The sequence below is a fragment of the Pseudomonas sp. SAR267 genome, from assembly GCF_052077595.1.
GTDB lineage: Bacteria > Pseudomonadota > Gammaproteobacteria > Pseudomonadales > Pseudomonadaceae > Aquipseudomonas > Aquipseudomonas vlassakiae.
Genome location: NZ_JBQIHU010000001.1, coordinates 4,004,795 through 4,020,874, shown reverse-complemented (window position 1 = coordinate 4,020,874; position 16,080 = coordinate 4,004,795). Strand labels below are relative to the sequence as shown.

Sequence of the window (16,080 nt, the reverse complement as noted above, 5' to 3'; positions counted from 1 at the left end):
GCAACGGACAGGCTGCGCGGCGTAAAAGTGCCCAGCAGGTTGGCGAGCAAGGCATTGTGCCATCACTTAATTCAGAGCACCAAATCTGGCAGACGAAATGCCGATTATGATGGTGTGCCAGCACACTCATGCAAAAGGACCTGTCATGCAACTTGCCCACCGGCCCGTCCAACTCAGCGACATCCCGTCCATCTGCTGCTTCCCGCAAAACCCGGACGAGCTGTTCTACCTGTTTCCCAAGGCCACCTACCCGCTCACCCCCGCTCAATTGAGCGATGCCATCGCCCAGCGCAGCGGTTCGACCGTGGTCGAAGGCGATGGCCTGTTGCTCGGCTTCGCCAACTTCTACAAAGCCGAGCACGGTGGTATCTGCGCCCTCGGCAACGTGGTGGTCGCCCCCGCCGCTCGGGGCCAGGGTGTGGCGCGTTACTTGGTGCAATGCATGGTCGAGCTGGCCCGCGAGCAGTTCGCGGCGCGGGAGGTCTGGGTGTCGTGCTTCAACCACAACACCGCGGGTTTGCTGCTTTATCCACAGCTTGGCTTTGCACCGTTTGGCATTGAGGAGCGCCAGGCTCAGGATGGCAGGCGGGTGGCCTTGGTGCAGATGAAACAGCAACTGGGTTGATCACGGCATTACGTGCCCGGGCTCTGTCGACCTGCAGCCGCGCCCGGGCAAGCTCAGCAGAGTTGCCATAGCTCATCACCTGTATCAGGTAACTCCTTGATTGCTTCCTCGCAATCAAGGAGCGTGACCATATCGAAAGGAATTAGATTTCGCTTCATCAGAACCCCTGCACAAATACGCGAAATGAAGAAGCATCGACAATGCCAGCCCTTTTTTCGACACCCTAGTCAGCAGCATCCGAAAGCCGTGTAGTCCGCTTCCCGCTTTTGAACAACACGTTCAGTAACACCCCAGAACGAACATCACCGAACCATACCCTCCCCTCGACGTCCCATCCTGCATCCCCGGCTTTTCGAGGCACTCCGCGTGAAAGACGTCATCGCTCGCAAATACCGCCTGATCGTCAAGACCTTCGGCTACATCGGCTGGTCGCTGTTATGGCTGCTGCTCTGGGATGTGCTGGTCACCATCGACTTCATGCTGTTCTTCAACAGCAAGTTCACCCTGCCGCTGATCCCGCTGACCTTGCTGGGTTCGGCGCTGGTGGTGCTGGTGAGCTTTCGCAACAGCAGCGCCTACAACCGCTGGTGGGAAGCGCGGACCTTGTGGGGGGCGCTGGTGAACAGTTCGCGCAGCTTCGCCCGGCAGACACTGACGCTGATCGATGACACCGAAGATGGGCTGAACCCGATCAAGGCCACCTTGCTGCGTCGGCACATTGCCTATGTGAACTGCCTGGCGGCGCACCTGAAGGGTGAGGCCTGCCCGGACGAGCTGATGGCGTTCATCCCGCCGGGGGAGTTCGAGCGGCGTAACCGTTCGAACAACTTCGCCAACGATATTCTCAGCGGCTCGGCGGCGTTGGTGGCACGGGAATACCAGGCCGGGCGGCTGGACAGCATTCGCCTGGCACGGCTGGAGTCGACGCTGGTGGACCTGTCCAACGCCCAGGGTGGCATGGAGCGGATCGCCAATACGCCACTGCCCTACCCCTACGTGTACTTCCCAAGGCTTTTCATCACCCTGTTCTGCCTGATCGTGCCGGTGGGGCTGGTGGAGTCGCTGGGCTGGTTCACGCCGCTGGCATCGACGGTGGTCGGGTTCATGCTGCTGGCGATCGAGCGGATCGGGACGGATCTGCAGAGCCCGTTTCGCTTCAGCGAGCATCAGATTCAGATGGACACCATCTGCGAGACCATCGAGCGGAATCTGGAATCGATGCAGCGGGAAGCGCAGTGTGGGGAGTTGGCGCAGTAGGGGCCGCTTCGCGGCCCCGGCTATCGGTCAGGCCCGCACATACCGCTGGCGCAGCAGATCACTGAAGGCATCAACCAACAACACCAGCACCAGCATCGCCATGATCACCGTGCTGGCCTGGGCCTCCTGGAACAGGCTCAGGGTGGTATAGAGCATCTGCCCCAGCCCCCCGGCCCCGACAAAGCCCAGCACACTGGCCATGCGAATGTTGTTCTCCCAGCGGTACAGGCTGTAAGCGAGCAACTGCGGCCACAGGTTCGGCAAGGTCCCGAAACAGAACGCGGCCACCTGTCCCCCACCCTGCAGGCGAATCGCTGCGGCAGGTTCTGCCGGCGCATTCTCCAGCGCCTCGGCGAACAGGCGCCCCAACACCCCGGACGTGTGCAGCGCCAGGGCCAAGGTACCGGCATTGGGCCCCAGGCCCGCCGCCAGTACCGTCAAGGCGGCCCACACCAACTCCGGAATGGCGCGCAGGGCATTGAGCAGCAAGCGCGCCAGCGATTGCAGCGGCCAGCCGAAGCGCCCCGCCGCCGGCAAGGCCAACAGCATGCCAAGGGCCATCGCCAACAACGTACCCAGCCCAGACATGGCCAGGGTCTCCATGGCACCCCGCCCTACCGCCTGTAGATGTTCGCCAGACAAGTCCGGATGCAGGAAGCGGGCTGCATACTCGCCCATCTGCCCCAACCCGCCATCACCCACCAAGGCATGCAGGTCCAGTTGCAGATAACCGAACGACGCCACCACCGCCGCGACGATGGCAACGATCACCAGCAGGTTGATCACCCGGTTCATGCCAGCCTCCCGCGCAGGAAGCGGCTGAGCAGGTCAGCCAGCAGCACCAGGCCAAGAAACGCCAGCAGCATGCTCGCCACCTCGCCTCCGGCGAACATGCGCATCGACAGATCGATCTGCTGCCCCAGCCCGCCAGCACCAACAAAGCCCATCACCACCGAGGCACGCACGGCACACTCCCAGCGGTACACGGTATAGGACACCACCTCCGCCGACGCACTGGGCAGGATGCCGTAGAAAAACGCCGTCAACCGGCCACTGCCAGCCTGCAGCAAGGCATGTGCCGGGCGCTGGTCGACCGATTCGAAAATTTCCGCATAGACCTTGCCGAGCATGCCGCTGTAGGTAATCGCGATGGCCAGCACCCCGGCCGTCGGCCCCAGGCCCACGGCCCGCACGAACAGCAACGCCCAGACGATCTCCGGCACGCTACGCAGGAAAATCAGCAAACCGCGCACAGGCAAGCGCAACAGGCGCGACCACGGCCCGGCCCGGCCTCCCCGAGAGGCCGCACGCAGTGACAGCGCACGGCTGGCCAGCAGGCTGGTCGGGACCGCCAGCAGCAATGCCAAGGCCATGCCGGCTGTCGCCACGGCCAAGGTTTGCAAAGTGGAGTCGTACAGCAATTTGAGAAAATCGGCACTGTGGGCCGGTGGCCAGAAAGCGCTGGTGAAACTGGCGATCTGCTGCCGGTTCTCCGCCTGCAGCAAAACGCCAGGGTTCAGTTCGCTCAATTGCAGCCCAGGCCACAGCACGGCCAACGCCAGCAAGGTCAGCAACAGACGCGGCAACGCAGCCGGGTCGCGAGCGTCGGCCTTCAGCATCGTGGAATCTGCACGGTCAGGGTCGGCCCCATGGCTTGCGCTGGCGAGCCCAGTTGCTCGTTGGCGTACAGCGCATCCAGCAATTGCCCGGTCACCGCTTCGGCCGGGCAGTCGAACGCCACCTGCCCTTCACGAATACCGATCACCCGCGGAAAGTGTGCCAGCGCCAGGTCTACCGCATGCAGGCTGGCCACCAGGGTCAGGCCATTGGCCACGGCATGGCGATTGAGCAGCGCCAGGCTGTGATCGGCCAGCACCGGGTCCATGGCCGACACCGGCTCGTCGGTCAGCAGCACTTCCGGGCGCTGATACAACGCCCGGGCGATGCCGACCCGTTGCAACTGCCCGCCGGACAATTGCCCGCACTGGACGAACAGCTTGTCGGCCAGGCCCAGCTCGGCCAAGGCCTGGCGCACCCCCGGCACATCGGTCGGATACACCAGGTTGAGCAGGCCACGCAGCAGGCCCCACTGCCCCAGGCGCCCCGCCAGTACGGCTGTCACCACGCGCTGGCGGGGCGGCAGTGGCGGTGCCTGGTGCACCAGGCCAATCCGGGCACGCAGACGCTGCCGCGCCCTGGCAGACAGCGCCCAGGGCTGCTCACCGAACACTTCCAGTTGCCCGCTGCTGGGCTGCACGGCGGTAGCCATCAGGTGCAGCAGGCTGGACTTGCCGGCCCCCGAAGGGCCGATGATTGCCACCCGCTCACCCTTGGCGATGCTCAGGCTGACGGCATCGAGCGCGCGGACCTGGCCATGGCGCAGGCCGGCGCCGTGTACATGAATGGTCACTTGAGCAGGCCGGCCTCACGTGCGGCTTGCTCGGTGCCTGCGTAGTTCTCAGGCTTGGTCTCGATGAAGCGGCTGGCCGCCTGCAGGTCGAGGATCGCCTTGTGCTCCGGGTTGGCCGGGTCGAGGTCGAGGAACGCCTGCTTGATCTTTTCTTTCAGCGCCGGGTCCATGTTGCCGCGCACGGTCCAGTTGTAGTCGTAGTAGGCCGGCGTGGTGGCAAACACCTTGACCTTGCTGGTATCGACCTTGCCGGCATCGACCAGTTTCTGCCAGACGCTGGCGTTGAGCACGCCGCCGTCGACCTTGCCAGCCTGCACCCAGGCCACGGTCGCGTCGTGGGCACCGGAATAGGCCACACGGCTGAAGTAGCTCTCAGGCTTGATGTTGTCTTCCTTGAGCATGAAGTAGCGCGGCATCAGGCTGCCCGAGGTGGACGAGATCGAACCGAAGGCGAACGACTTGCCCTTGAGGTCGGCCAGGCTTTTCACGGCCGGGTTGGCGGTAATGAACTTGGAGGTGAACTGGGCGTCCTGCTCACGCTGCACCAGCGGCGTGGCGGTCGGGTCCTTCAGGTGCACCTGGACGAAGGTGAAACCACCCAGCCAGGCCATGTCCAGACGGTTGCTGGCCAGCGACTCGACCACCGCCGGGTAGTCCGCCACCGGTACGAACTTCACATCCATGCCCAGCTGCTTGGACAGGTACTTGCCCAGTGGCTCAAACTTGCGCAGCAGTTCGGTTGGCGCTTCGTCGGGAATGGCACTGACCCGCAGGGTATCGGCGGCCTGGGCGACTACGGCACAGCAGGACAGCACGAGGCCGGCGGCGAGCGCCAGGGGGCGTTTGAGCATGGGAGTTCTCCGGTTCAATAGCGGGGAAAGAGCCGGCAACGCGCCGGCGTTGGGAATTATAAGAGGCACAGGCGCAAAGGCCAGCTTTGCTACAATCGCGCAACAAATTGATCCCCTGAGGTGCATATGAGCGAGCCGATTCGCCTGACCCAGTACAGCCACGGTGCCGGCTGTGGCTGCAAGATCTCCCCCAAGGTGCTGGATGTGATCCTCGCCGAAAGCGGCACCCAGGCCCTGGACCCGAAGCTGTGGGTTGGCAATGCCTCGCGTGATGACGCCGCCGTGTACGCCCTGGACGATGAGCGCGGGGTGGTCTCGACCACCGACTTCTTCATGCCGATCGTCGACGACCCGTACGACTTCGGCCGCATCGCCGCGACCAACGCGATCAGCGATATCTATGCCATGGGTGGTGACCCGCTGATGGCCATCGCCATCCTCGGCTGGCCGGTCAATGTGCTGCCCCCGGAGGTCGCCCGCGAAGTGATCCGCGGCGGCCGCGCCGTGTGCGCCGAAGCCGGCATCCCGCTGGCCGGCGGCCACTCCATCGACGCGCCGGAGCCGATCTTTGGCCTGGCGGTCACCGGCGTGGTCAGCAAGCGCCACCTCAAGCGCAACGACACCGCCATCGCTGGCTGCCGCCTGTATCTGACCAAGCCACTGGGCATCGGCATCCTCACCACCGCCGAGAAGAAGGCCAAGCTGCGCGAGCAGGACCAGGGCCTGGCGCGCGACTGGATGTGCACGCTGAACACCCCGGGCAGCCGCTTCGGCAAGCTCGATGGGGTCAAGGCGATGACCGACGTCACCGGCTTCGGCCTGCTCGGCCACCTGGTGGAGCTGGCGGAAGGCAGCGGCCTGACGGCGGAGCTGGACTACGCCGCCGTGCCACGCCTGCCAAGCGTCGACCATTACCTGGCCGAGGGCTGCATTCCTGGCGGCACACTGCGCAACTACGACAGCTACGGGCACAAGCTCGGCGCGCTGACCGACGAGCAGAAGCATCTGCTGTGCGACCCGCAGACCAGCGGCGGCCTGCTGGTTGCCGTTACCCCTGAAGGCGAAGCCGAGTTCCTGGCAGTGGCAGGCGAACTGGGGTTGAACCTGTCGCCAATCGGCCTGCTGGTCGAGCGACAGAGCCACGCGGTCGAGGTGAAATGATGCGCCCCGACTGCACCGACTTCCGCCAGCTGTTTCTCGACGACGCGCCGATGATGGACATGCGCGCGCCGATCGAATTCGTCAAAGGTGCCTTCCCCGGCACCGTCAACCTGCCGCTGATGACGGACCAGGAGCGGCAGAAGGTCGGCACCTGCTACAAGCAGCAGGGCCAGGCCGCCGCCATCACCCTCGGCCACCAGCTCGTCAGCGGCGCGACCAAGCGCGAGCGCCTGCATGCCTGGGCCAGCTTTGCCAAGGCCCACCCTGATGGTTACCTGTACTGCGCCCGCGGTGGCCTGCGCTCGCTGATCGTGCAGCAATGGCTGCGCGACGAGGCCGGCATCGACTATCCGCGCATCAAGGGCGGCTACAAGGCCATGCGCACCTTCCTGCTGGAAACCACCCAGCAGGCCGTCGAGCAATGCGATTTCGTGCTGGTAGGCGGCCTCACCGGCACCGGCAAGACCGATGTGCTGCAGCAGCTGAACAACGTGCTCGACCTTGAAGGCCATGCAAACCACCGCGGTTCCAGCTTCGGCAAGCGCGCCACCGCCCAGCCGGCGCAGATCGACTTCGAGAACAAGCTGGCCATCGACGTGCTGAAGAAGCGCGCCCGTGGCATCGAACAGTTCGTGCTCGAAGATGAGGGCCGCATCGTCGGCAGTTGTTCGGTGCCGCTGGAGCTGTACCAGGGCATGCAGCAATACCCGATGGTGTGGCTGGAGGACAGTTTCGAGAATCGCGTGGAGCGCATCCTGCGCGATTACGTGATCAACCTGTGCGCCGAGTTCGTAGCCGTGCATGGCGAGGAAGACGGCCGCCTGAAATTTGCCGGGCGGATGATGCAAAGCATGAGCAACATCCATAAGCGGCTCGGCGGGGAACGCTTCCAGCGATTGTCAGCCATCTTGAGCGAGGCGCTGGACGAGCAGCTGCGCAGTGGCGCGGTGGACCTGCATCGGGGCTGGATCGAAGGGCTGCTCAAGGAATATTACGACCCGATGTACGCCTACCAACGTGAAGCCAAGGCCGAACGGATCGAGTTTGCCGGGGATGGGGTGGAAGTACGCGAATACCTCAAGGCCCGTGCCCAGCGTCAACACCGGCAGTGAACCTGACCCTGCGGGAGCGGGCTTGCCCGCGATTGGGCCAGCCCGGGCAACCTCACTGCCCGGGGCTGAGCACCCGCTCCAGCTCCGCCGCCCGCTCGCGGGTCATGTCCAGCACGCACATGCCGCCTTCCAGCTGCGCCATGGTTCCGCCACTGGCTTGCACATGGAACTTGCAGTTGGCGTCTCGATAGGCGATCCACTGGCGCTGCACATCGCGCAGGCTCTTCTGCTGCCCGGCGTCGAGCTTGGTCGCGAGTTGCTTGTAGACCCGGTTCAGGCGCTGGTCCTGCAGTTGGGTTTCCGCCTGAATGCAACTGCTCATGGCCACCGTGCTGGAAGCCTTGTCCATGCATTGGCTGTAGGCCGGCGAGTTGTCGTCGGCCTGCGCCAGCGGCGCCAAACAGGTCATGAGCAGCAGATATCGCGTGTTCATCGCAAATCCCCTCAAAGCGTTTGTACCGGCTCAGGCGGCATCAGCACCTTGCCCGGCTCGAATTGCAGCGCTGGCATCTGGGTGGCCGCATAAGCGGTCACGGCCAGCGCTGCGATCAGGGCGACATCCAGCCAGTTCCACCCCGGCACATCGTCACTGCTGCGCGCCGTGCAGCACTGCCATAGCTGGCCCAGACAAAACACGGTGATCGCTGCCAGCCACAGGTAGAAGCCCGCGCCGAAACCGGTGCGCTGGGTGAATTCATAGCTGATGTTGTCTGGCAGGCGCTCGATGCCGAAGCTGCTGGCCGCAAGGTACAACGCACCCAGCCCAAGCAGCAGCGCCAGCCGACGAAAGCGTCGATGGCAAAGGATGGCCACCGCCAGCAGCGGGTTGGCGAACCACTGGAACATGCCGAAGGGGATGCCCCAGGGGCCATACAGGAACATCTGCAGCGCCGGCATGTGCCGGCCGGCGCTCATATGGGCGCCGTCGAAGGCCAGGCTGAGCAGGTACAGGGCCAGGCTCAGGGCCAGGTAGCAGGCTGGCAACCGGGCGCCCAGGGTCATGCGACTGGTGGTTCCAGCAGCAGGCCGTAGATACCTGAGTCGGTCAGCTCGCCGGCCACGCACCAGCGCGCCCGCAACGTGCCCTCGAGCACGAAGCCCTGGCGTTCGAGGGTGCGGGCCGAGCCCTGGTTACGTGGGTCGATCTCGCCTTCGAGGCGGCGCATGTGCAGGGTATGGGCGATGTAGTCGATGAAGCAGGTCAGCGCTTCGTCCATGTAGCCCCTGCCCTGCACCGCGCTGGCCAGGCAATAGCCGATCTCGCCCCGGCGCGAGACTTCGTCGATGTTGAACAGCTGGACCATGCCAATCAGTTCGCCATTGTCCCGGCGGTACATGCCCAGCTTGAGTTGCTCGCCATTGGTATAGGCTTCGCGGTCGGCGGCCAGCGCGCTTTCGGCTTCGGCCAGGTCCTGCCAGGGGGCATGGTGCCAGTAACGCATGACCTCGGGGTCGGCCATGATCTTCAGCCACTGCGCGGCATCGGCGTGGCGCATGGGGCGCAGCTGCAGGCGCGGGCTGTCGAGGCACAGGTCGGTGGGGAAACTGCGGGGTGGGGTCACGCCGGATCTCCTGTCCATTGCTGGGGAGATGACAGTTTAACGTTATGTGGGGGTGGGCGGGTGTATGGCTTGAGTTCGGAGTGGCCGGGGCTGCATGTCTTGAGTTTGAGGTGATGCGGAAATCGAACGCCGCGCGGGCGGCGCTCGATCTCAAAGGCGCTGCATCTTTTTTGGCGAACCCACCTCAAGCCACCTCCGCCCCATCATCCGGCCAATGCGGTTCGTTGGCCCCAGGCGGGGTCAGCGGCGGCAGCCCATAGGCCGCCCGCGCATCGTCACAGCTGGGGTTATGCACCCCACCCTCCCACGACGCTTCGAATTCGCGGCACGGGCTGGAACGGTTGGCGTAGATGGTGCACGCCACCTGTTGGCCAATCTCACCCTGCAGGCTCACGCAGCGGCAAGGCTTGGCGTCGGTGCCGATCATCGCAACACGGGTGGGGTTGATCTGTACCACCAGGTCATCCGGCACAACACCGCCGGCAGACTGGCATTCGCCCCAGAAGAAGGACACACGGAAGTACCCGCAGCAGGCGCCGCAGTCAAGGCAAGGGTTATATTCGGACATGATGGCACGGAAGGAAGGTTGTTGTTATCGGGGCTGGGCCCGCGCGCCATTTGTAATCGAAGCCAGGTCGGCTGAGAAGAGGGGCACTGCAAAAATAGTTTGCCGTTGATCCGGCAGGCCCGAGCCCGCCGAAGCGGGCCCGGGTGGCGCGTTACTTCTGGGTCAATCCGTCAGCTCGGAACATCTGGCGGATGCCGCGGATCGCCTGGCGAATGCGGTCCTGGTTCTCGATCAGGGCGAAGCGCACATGGTCGTCACCATAGTCACCAAAACCGATGCCCGGCGACACACAGACCTTGGCTTCAGCCAGCAGCTTCTTGGCGAACTCCAGCGAACCCAGGTGCGCATACTGCTCTGGAATCTTCGCCCACACGTACATCGACGCCTTGGGGTTCTCGACCATCCAGCCCAGTTCGTGCAGGCCCTTGACCAGCAGGTTGCGGCGCTGGCGGTATTGCTCGGCGATATCGCGCACACACTGTTGGTCACCTTCCAGGGCGGCGATGGCCGCCACCTGCAGCGGGGTGAAGGTGCCGTAGTCGTGGTAGCTCTTGATTCGCGCCAGGGCGCTGACCAGCTCGGGATTACCGACCATGAAACCGATCCGCCAGCCGGCCATGTTGTAGCTCTTGGACAGCGTGAAGAACTCCACCGCGATGTCCTTGGCGCCCGGCACCTGCATGATCGACGGCGCTTTCCAGCCGTCATAGACGATGTCGGCGTAGGCCAGGTCGTGCACCACCAGCACGTCGTACTGCTTGGCCAGGGCCACCACGCGCTCGAAGAAGTCCAGTTCCACGCACTGGGCAGTGGGGTTGGACGGGAAGCCGAGGATCATCATCTTCGGCTTGGGGATCGACTCGCGAATCGCCCGCTCCAGTTCGTTGAAGAAATCCACTCCCGGCACCAGTGGCACCGAACGCACCTGGGCACCGGCGATCACGGCGCCGTAGATGTGGATCGGGTAGCTCGGGTTAGGCACCAGCACCGTGTCACCATGATCAAGGGTGCCGAGCATCAGGTGCGCCAGGCCCTCTTTCGAGCCGATGGTGACGATGGCTTCGCTTTCCGGATCGATATCGACCTCGTAGCGCTCCTTGTACCAGTTGGAGATAGCCCGGCGCAGGCGTGGAATGCCGCGGGAGGTGGAATAACCATGGGTGTCATCACGCTGGGCGACCTGTACCAGCTTCTCGACGATGTGCGGCGGGGTCGCACCGTCGGGGTTGCCCATGCTCAGGTCGATGATGTCCTCGCCACGGCGGCGGGCGGCCATCTTGAGTTCGGCAGTGATGTTGAAGACGTAAGGGGGGAGACGATCGATGCGCGCGAAACGGCGCGGCGAACCTGCATTGGCCATGGTTTCCTCGGGAGACGTAAGCGCCCGGAACCGTCCGAGCGACGCTGGCCGCTGCGGCGGCCTGGATCAGAAGATAGTGCCGAAACATGATCGCTGTAAAGGATAAATTCCTCTTTTTTTAAAGATTTTCAGATTTATTGTTTGAAAATTAGAGATTTATGTTTTCAGACCAGACCTCTTCGCCGGCACGCCCGCTCACACAGATACCGCGCTATCCCACGGCATGTGCATAACCCTGTGGGAGCGGGCGTGCCCGCGAAGAAGCCAACACAAAAATCACAGGCATAAAAAAACCCGGCACAGTGGCCGGGTTTTCGGTGAAGCACTCGCCTCGATCAGCGCGCGTAGGTCATCAGCACGTCCGCAGCGGTCTGGCTGTCCACACCCATCATCACGCTCAGGGCAGTGACGGTGAGAATGGAGAAGCCAAATACCTTGCGGGCCCACTTGCTGTCGTCCTCGGCCTTGTAGCCACCCCAGGCCATGTACAGCCAGTACAGGCCCATGGCTGCCGCCACGGCCAGGTAGCCGAGGCCGGCGTAACCGCCGAGGGTGAGCATCAAGGTGGCAAGCAGGAAAGCCAGCACGTACAGCACGATCTGCTTCTTCGCCGCGAGGATGCCGCGCGCCACCGGCAGGACCGGGATGTTGGCAGCGCTGTAATCCTTGAAGCGGAAGATCGCGATGGCAAAGCTGTGCGGCATCTGCCACAGGCTGAACATCACCAGCAGGGTCACTGCAGCCAGGTCGAAGCTGTTGCTCACGGCGCAGTAGCCGATCACCGGAGGCATGGCACCGGACAGGCTGCCGACCAAGGTGCCGTGCACCGATTTGCGCTTCAGCCAGAGGCTGTAGAAACCGACGTAGACGATGAAGCCAATCAGCGCGCAGAACGCCGACAGCGGGTTGGCCTGCACATACAGCAGGCTGAAGCCCGCCACCCCGAGCAGGGTGGCGTAGACCAGCGCGAGGGTCAGCGACATGCCGCCCTGCACCATGACGCGGTTCTTGGTACGTTCCATCTTGTGGTCGATGTCACGGTCGATGCAGTTGTTGAACACGCATCCGGACGCAACCACCAGCGAAGTACCGATCACCACCGCCAGGAACAGGGCGAAGTCCACATGGCCCTTCGAGGCAAGGAAGAAACCGCCTGCCACGGAAAGCACGTTACCGAAAATGATCCCCGGTTTGGTGATTTGGATAAAGTGCTTAACGGACATGCAGTCTTACCTCACTTGGCCATCATTTCGAAGTGGATGCTGAACATGATCCACAGCGACAGGCCGACCAGCAGAGCGATTACCAGGGTGGTGAACAGGAACGTCGACACGTTGGAACGTTGCTCTTTCGAGCGGTCCATGTGCAGGAAGTACACCAGGTGTACCACTACCTGAATCACAGCCATGGCCACGATGATCAGAACGGTCAGGTTCTTCGGCAGGCTTGGCGACATGGCCAGGCCAAACGGGATCGCGGTCAGGATGATCGACAGGATGAAGCCGATCATGTACGACTTGACGCTGCCGTGGTTACCTTCGTGATGAGTGTCGTGTGCGTTAGCCATTACAGAACTCCCAGCAGGTAGACGACGGTGAATACGCAGATCCAGACCACGTCCAGGAAGTGCCAGAACAGGCTCAGGCAGCTCATGCGGGTCTTGGCGGTCGGCGTGATGCCGTGCTTGTTGATCTGGTACATCATGATTGCCATCCAGATCAGGCCGGCGGTCACGTGCAGACCGTGGGTGCCTACCAGGGCGAAGAAGCCCGACAGGAAGCCACTGCGGGTCGGGCCGAAGCCCTCGCCGATCAGGTGATGGAACTCATAGATTTCCATCGCGATGAAGCCTGCACCGAACAGGAAGGTCACAGCCAACCAGCCCAGTACGCCAGCTTTCTTGCCGTCGAACATCTTCAGCATGGCGAAGCCGAAGGTGATCGAGGACAGCAGCAGGAACAGCGTTTCTACAGCTACGAAGTCGAGCTGGAAGATGTCGTGACCCGACGGGCCGCCGGCAAAACTGCCGGACAGCACCGCGTAGGTGGCGAAGAGCGACGCAAACAGGATGCAGTCGGTCATCAGGTACAGCCAGAAACCGAGGACGGTCATCTGGCCCGAGTCGTGGTGGTGGTCATCGTGAGCATGGTCATGACCATGCGCGCCACCGTGGATTACTTGACTGGACATTGATTACACCCGTTCAAACGATTCGACACGTGCGCCGGCAGGCAGAGCACCTGCTTTGGCCAGCGCTTTGAGACGCTCGCCTTCGATGCGCGCCACTTCTTCGGCCGGAACCATGTAGCCCTGGTCATCACGCGCAGCGTGGCGAACGAAGACCGCGATGGTTGCCAGCAGGCTCGCGCCAACCAGCCACCAGATGTGCCAGATGAAAGCGAAGCCGAAGACAGTCAGGAACATACCCATGAACAGACCGGTAGCGGTGTTGTTCGGCATGTGGATCGCTTCGTACTTGCCTGGCACCTTGTAGGCGACACCGGCTTCCTTGGCTTCGTTCCAGCAGTCCAGGCCAACTTTCTCTGGCATGTGGGCGAAGTTGTAGAACGGAGGTGGCGACGAAGTCGACCATTCCAGGGTACGGCCGCCCCATGGGTCGCCGGTCACGTCCAGGTTCTGCTCGCGATCGCGGATCGAAACGACGATCTGGATCAGCTGGCAGGCGATACCGAACAGGATCAGCACGGCGCCGACAACGGCTACGTACAGGTAGGGTTCCCACAGTGGGTTGTCGGAGTGGTTCAGACGACGGGTCATGCCCATGAAGCCCAGGGCGTACAGCGGCATGAACGCAACGTAGAAACCGGAGATCCAGAACCAGAATGCAGCCTTGCCCCACTTCTCGTTCAGCTTGAAGCCGAACGCTTTTGGCCACCAGTAGGCGAAGCCGGCGATGTAGCCGAATACCGCACCACCAATGATCACGTTGTGGAAGTGAGCGATAACGAACAGGCTGTTGTGCAGCACGAAGTCAGCACCTGGAACAGCCAGCAGAACGCCAGTCATACCACCGATCGAGAAGGTGATCATGAAGCCCAGGGTCCACAGCATCGGTGCGGTGAAGCGCACACGGCCCTGGTACATGGTGAACAGCCAGTTGAACAGCTTCACACCGGTCGGAATGGAGATCAGCATCGTCGCCAGGCCGAAGAAGGTGTTGACGCTGGCGCCGGCACCCATGGTGAAGAAGTGGTGCAGCCATACAGCGAAGCCCAGCACGGCGATGGCGCCCGATGCGTAGATCATCGAGTGGTGGCCGAACAGTCGCTTGCCGGAGAAGGTCGAAGTCACTTCCGAGAACACGCCGAAGGCCGGCAGGATCAGGATGTAAACCTCAGGGTGACCCCACGCCCAGAACAGGTTGACGTACATCATCGGGTTCCCACCAAGCTCGTTGGTGAAGATGTGGAAGTCCAGATAACGGTCAACGGTCAGCAGAGCGAGTGCAGCGGTCAGGATCGGGAACGAAGCCACGATCAGCACGTTGGCCCAGGTGCAGGTCCAGGTGAAGATCGGCATGTCCATCAGCTTCATGCCAGGTGCGCGCATCTTCATCACGGTGACGAGGAAGTTCACGCCGGTCAGTGTCGTACCCAGGCCTGAGAGCTGTAGCGCCCAGATGTAGTAGTCGACACCCACCCCAGGGCTGTACTGAATGCCCGCGAGCGGCGGATAGGCAACCCAGCCGGTCTTGGCGAATTCACCAACGCCCAGCGAGATGTTGACCAGCAGCACGCCTGCCAGCAGCAGGTAGAAGCTCAGGGAGTTCAGGAACGGGAAGGCAACGTCACGTGCACCGATCTGCAGAGGAACCGCCAGGTTCATCAGGCCGGTGAAGAACGGCATCGCCATGAAGATGATCATGATCACACCGTGAGCGGTGAAGATCTGGTCATAGTGTTCAGGCGGCAGGTAGCCTTCGGAGCCACCGGTAGCGGCAGCCAGCTGGGTACGCATCATGATGGCGTCGGCAAAGCCGCGCAGCAGCATGACCATCGCGACGACGATGTACATCACCCCGATTTTCTTGTGGTCGACGGTGGTCAACCACTCGGTCCACAAGTAGGTCCACTTGCGGAAATAGGTGATAGCACCAACGACAGCAATACCCCCGAGCGCGATCATGGCAAGCGTCACCATGACTATCGGCTCGTGGAAGGGTATCGCCTCCAGGGTTAATTTACCGAACATCTCTTACTCCTCTGCACCGGCAGCTGGTTGCATACTCGATTCCACACCCTTGGTTGTGGCCAGATCTTTGCTGCCTGCTTCTTCGTGGCTCGGACGACCGCGGTTCATGCCTTCGTACTTGTCGACGATGATCTGGAACTGGTCAGGCGAGGCCTCGCTGTACAGCGCGACTGGGTTGTTTTCGCTTGGTTTGGCCAAGGCGTCGTATTCGGCCTTGTCCAGCTTCTTCGGCGACTGCTTGACCTCGGCGACCCACTTGTCGAAGTCCTCCTGGGAGGTGGCAGTGGCCTTGAATTTCATGCCGGTGAAGCCAGCGCCGCTGTAGTTGGCACTGATACCGTCGAACTCGCCATTTTCGTTGGCGATCAGGTGCAGCTTGGTGGTCATGCCGGCCATGGCGTAGATCTGGCCGCCCAGGCCCGGGATGAAGAACGAGTTCATCACGGCGTCGGAAGTGACGCGGAAGTTGACCGGGGTGTTAGCCGGGAAGACGATCTTGTTGACCGTGGCGATGCCCTGTTCCGGGTAGATGAACAGCCATTTCCAGTCCAGCGCGACCACATCGATCTGAATCGGCTTCACGTCCGAATCAAGCGGACGGTAAGGGTCCAGCTTGTGGGTCGACTTGTAGGTGACGTAACCCAGGGCGATGATGATGATGATCGGGATGATCCACACCGCAGCTTCGATCTTGGTCGAGTGCGACCAGTCGGGGGTGTAGGTGGCAGCCTTGTTCGAAGCACGGTACTTCCAGGCGAATGCCACGGTCATGATGATGACCGGAATCACCACCAGCAGCATCAGGCCGGTTGCGATCAGGATCAGGTTCTTTTGCTCAATGCCGACCTGACCTTTCGGGTCGAGCAGGGTCCAGTTGCACCCACTGAGTAAAAGCATGCCTAAAAAGGGCAATATGCCAAACAGTCTGGGGTAACGCTTTTTACTCATCTCACGACCTCTAG

18 protein-coding genes are annotated in these 16,080 nt (G+C 62.4%); 4 read left to right on the top strand and 14 right to left on the bottom strand.

The window, feature by feature from the left end; all coding sequences use genetic code 11:
• Nucleotides 1–145: 145 nt before the first annotated feature.
• Both ACTORR_RS18860 and ACTORR_RS18855 read left to right on the top strand, forming a co-directional pair.
• On the top strand, nucleotides 146–625 hold the full coding sequence (locus ACTORR_RS18860) for a GNAT family N-acetyltransferase (protein WP_313364320.1): 480 nt from the start codon (nucleotides 146–148) through the stop codon (nucleotides 623–625).
• Between the two features lie 366 nt (nucleotides 626–991).
• Nucleotides 992–1,882, top strand: a complete 891-nt coding sequence (locus ACTORR_RS18855; protein ID WP_313364321.1) for a bestrophin family protein — start codon at nucleotides 992–994, stop codon at nucleotides 1,880–1,882.
• Nucleotides 1,883–1,909: 27 nt separating this feature from the next.
• Here the strand turns inward: ACTORR_RS18855 and phnE are convergent, their stop codons facing one another.
• The 4 genes from phnE to ACTORR_RS18835 are packed head-to-tail and all read right to left on the bottom strand — an operon-like array spanning nucleotide 1,910 to nucleotide 5,143.
• On the bottom strand, nucleotides 1,910–2,677 hold the full coding sequence (gene phnE, locus ACTORR_RS18850) for a phosphonate ABC transporter, permease protein PhnE (RefSeq protein WP_262109090.1): 768 nt from the start codon (nucleotides 2,675–2,677) through the stop codon (nucleotides 1,910–1,912).
• Nucleotides 2,674–3,501 (bottom strand): PhnE/PtxC family ABC transporter permease, encoded by an 828-nt coding sequence (locus ACTORR_RS18845; RefSeq protein WP_054887548.1) that lies wholly within the window; start codon nucleotides 3,499–3,501, stop codon nucleotides 2,674–2,676. Before ACTORR_RS18845 ends, phnE begins: the two co-directional genes overlap by 4 nt.
• On the bottom strand, nucleotides 3,495–4,292 hold the full coding sequence (locus ACTORR_RS18840; RefSeq protein ID WP_313364322.1) for a phosphonate ABC transporter ATP-binding protein: 798 nt from the start codon (nucleotides 4,290–4,292) through the stop codon (nucleotides 3,495–3,497). Before ACTORR_RS18840 ends, ACTORR_RS18845 begins: the two co-directional genes overlap by 7 nt.
• Complete coding sequence (locus ACTORR_RS18835; protein ID WP_054887546.1) at nucleotides 4,289–5,143, bottom strand: putative selenate ABC transporter substrate-binding protein; 855 nt, start codon at nucleotides 5,141–5,143, stop codon at nucleotides 4,289–4,291. Before ACTORR_RS18835 ends, ACTORR_RS18840 begins: the two co-directional genes overlap by 4 nt.
• A 126-nt stretch (nucleotides 5,144–5,269) precedes the next feature.
• On the opposite strand from ACTORR_RS18835, the gene selD reads away from it, so the two are divergent.
• Nucleotides 5,270–6,304, top strand: coding sequence for a selenide, water dikinase SelD (gene selD / locus ACTORR_RS18830; protein WP_313364323.1), 1,035 nt, complete (start codon nucleotides 5,270–5,272; stop codon nucleotides 6,302–6,304).
• Nucleotides 6,304–7,416: a tRNA 2-selenouridine(34) synthase MnmH gene (gene mnmH / locus ACTORR_RS18825; protein WP_099814278.1), complete on the top strand. Its 1,113-nt coding sequence runs from the start codon at nucleotides 6,304–6,306 to the stop codon at nucleotides 7,414–7,416. The genes selD and mnmH overlap by 1 nt, the downstream gene beginning before the upstream one ends.
• A gap of 52 nt (nucleotides 7,417–7,468) precedes the next feature.
• Here mnmH and ACTORR_RS18820 read toward each other — a convergent pair whose 3' ends face one another.
• The 10 genes from ACTORR_RS18820 to cyoA form a co-directional block, all read right to left on the bottom strand.
• On the bottom strand, nucleotides 7,469–7,849 hold the full coding sequence (locus tag ACTORR_RS18820; protein WP_054887543.1) for a lysozyme inhibitor LprI family protein: 381 nt from the start codon (nucleotides 7,847–7,849) through the stop codon (nucleotides 7,469–7,471).
• An 11-nt stretch (nucleotides 7,850–7,860) separates the two neighbouring features.
• Nucleotides 7,861–8,400, bottom strand: coding sequence for a hypothetical protein (locus ACTORR_RS18815; protein WP_054887592.1), 540 nt, complete (start codon nucleotides 8,398–8,400; stop codon nucleotides 7,861–7,863).
• Between the two features lie 14 nt (nucleotides 8,401–8,414).
• Nucleotides 8,415–8,978, bottom strand: a complete 564-nt coding sequence (locus ACTORR_RS18810) for a GNAT family N-acetyltransferase (RefSeq protein ID WP_054887542.1) — start codon at nucleotides 8,976–8,978, stop codon at nucleotides 8,415–8,417.
• Nucleotides 8,979–9,162: 184 nt separating this feature from the next.
• On the bottom strand, nucleotides 9,163–9,546 hold the full coding sequence (locus ACTORR_RS18805; RefSeq protein ID WP_054887541.1) for a YkgJ family cysteine cluster protein: 384 nt from the start codon (nucleotides 9,544–9,546) through the stop codon (nucleotides 9,163–9,165).
• Nucleotides 9,547–9,697: 151 nt separating this feature from the next.
• Nucleotides 9,698–10,906: an alanine transaminase gene (gene alaC, locus ACTORR_RS18800; RefSeq protein WP_313364324.1), complete on the bottom strand. Its 1,209-nt coding sequence runs from the start codon at nucleotides 10,904–10,906 to the stop codon at nucleotides 9,698–9,700.
• Between the two features lie 335 nt (nucleotides 10,907–11,241).
• Nucleotides 11,242–12,129, bottom strand: coding sequence for a heme o synthase (gene cyoE, locus ACTORR_RS18795; RefSeq protein WP_054887539.1), 888 nt, complete (start codon nucleotides 12,127–12,129; stop codon nucleotides 11,242–11,244).
• A gap of 11 nt (nucleotides 12,130–12,140) precedes the next feature.
• Complete coding sequence (gene cyoD / locus ACTORR_RS18790; protein WP_054887538.1) at nucleotides 12,141–12,473, bottom strand: cytochrome o ubiquinol oxidase subunit IV; 333 nt, start codon at nucleotides 12,471–12,473, stop codon at nucleotides 12,141–12,143.
• Nucleotides 12,473–13,096, bottom strand: coding sequence for a cytochrome o ubiquinol oxidase subunit III (gene cyoC, locus ACTORR_RS18785; RefSeq protein ID WP_027920308.1), 624 nt, complete (start codon nucleotides 13,094–13,096; stop codon nucleotides 12,473–12,475). Before cyoC ends, cyoD begins: the two co-directional genes overlap by 1 nt.
• A gap of 3 nt (nucleotides 13,097–13,099) precedes the next feature.
• Nucleotides 13,100–15,118, bottom strand: coding sequence for a cytochrome o ubiquinol oxidase subunit I (gene cyoB / locus ACTORR_RS18780; protein WP_027920309.1), 2,019 nt, complete (start codon nucleotides 15,116–15,118; stop codon nucleotides 13,100–13,102).
• Nucleotides 15,119–15,121: 3 nt separating this feature from the next.
• Nucleotides 15,122–16,066, bottom strand: coding sequence for a ubiquinol oxidase subunit II (gene cyoA, locus ACTORR_RS18775; RefSeq protein WP_054887536.1), 945 nt, complete (start codon nucleotides 16,064–16,066; stop codon nucleotides 15,122–15,124).
• Between the last annotated feature and the right edge of the window lie 14 nt (nucleotides 16,067–16,080).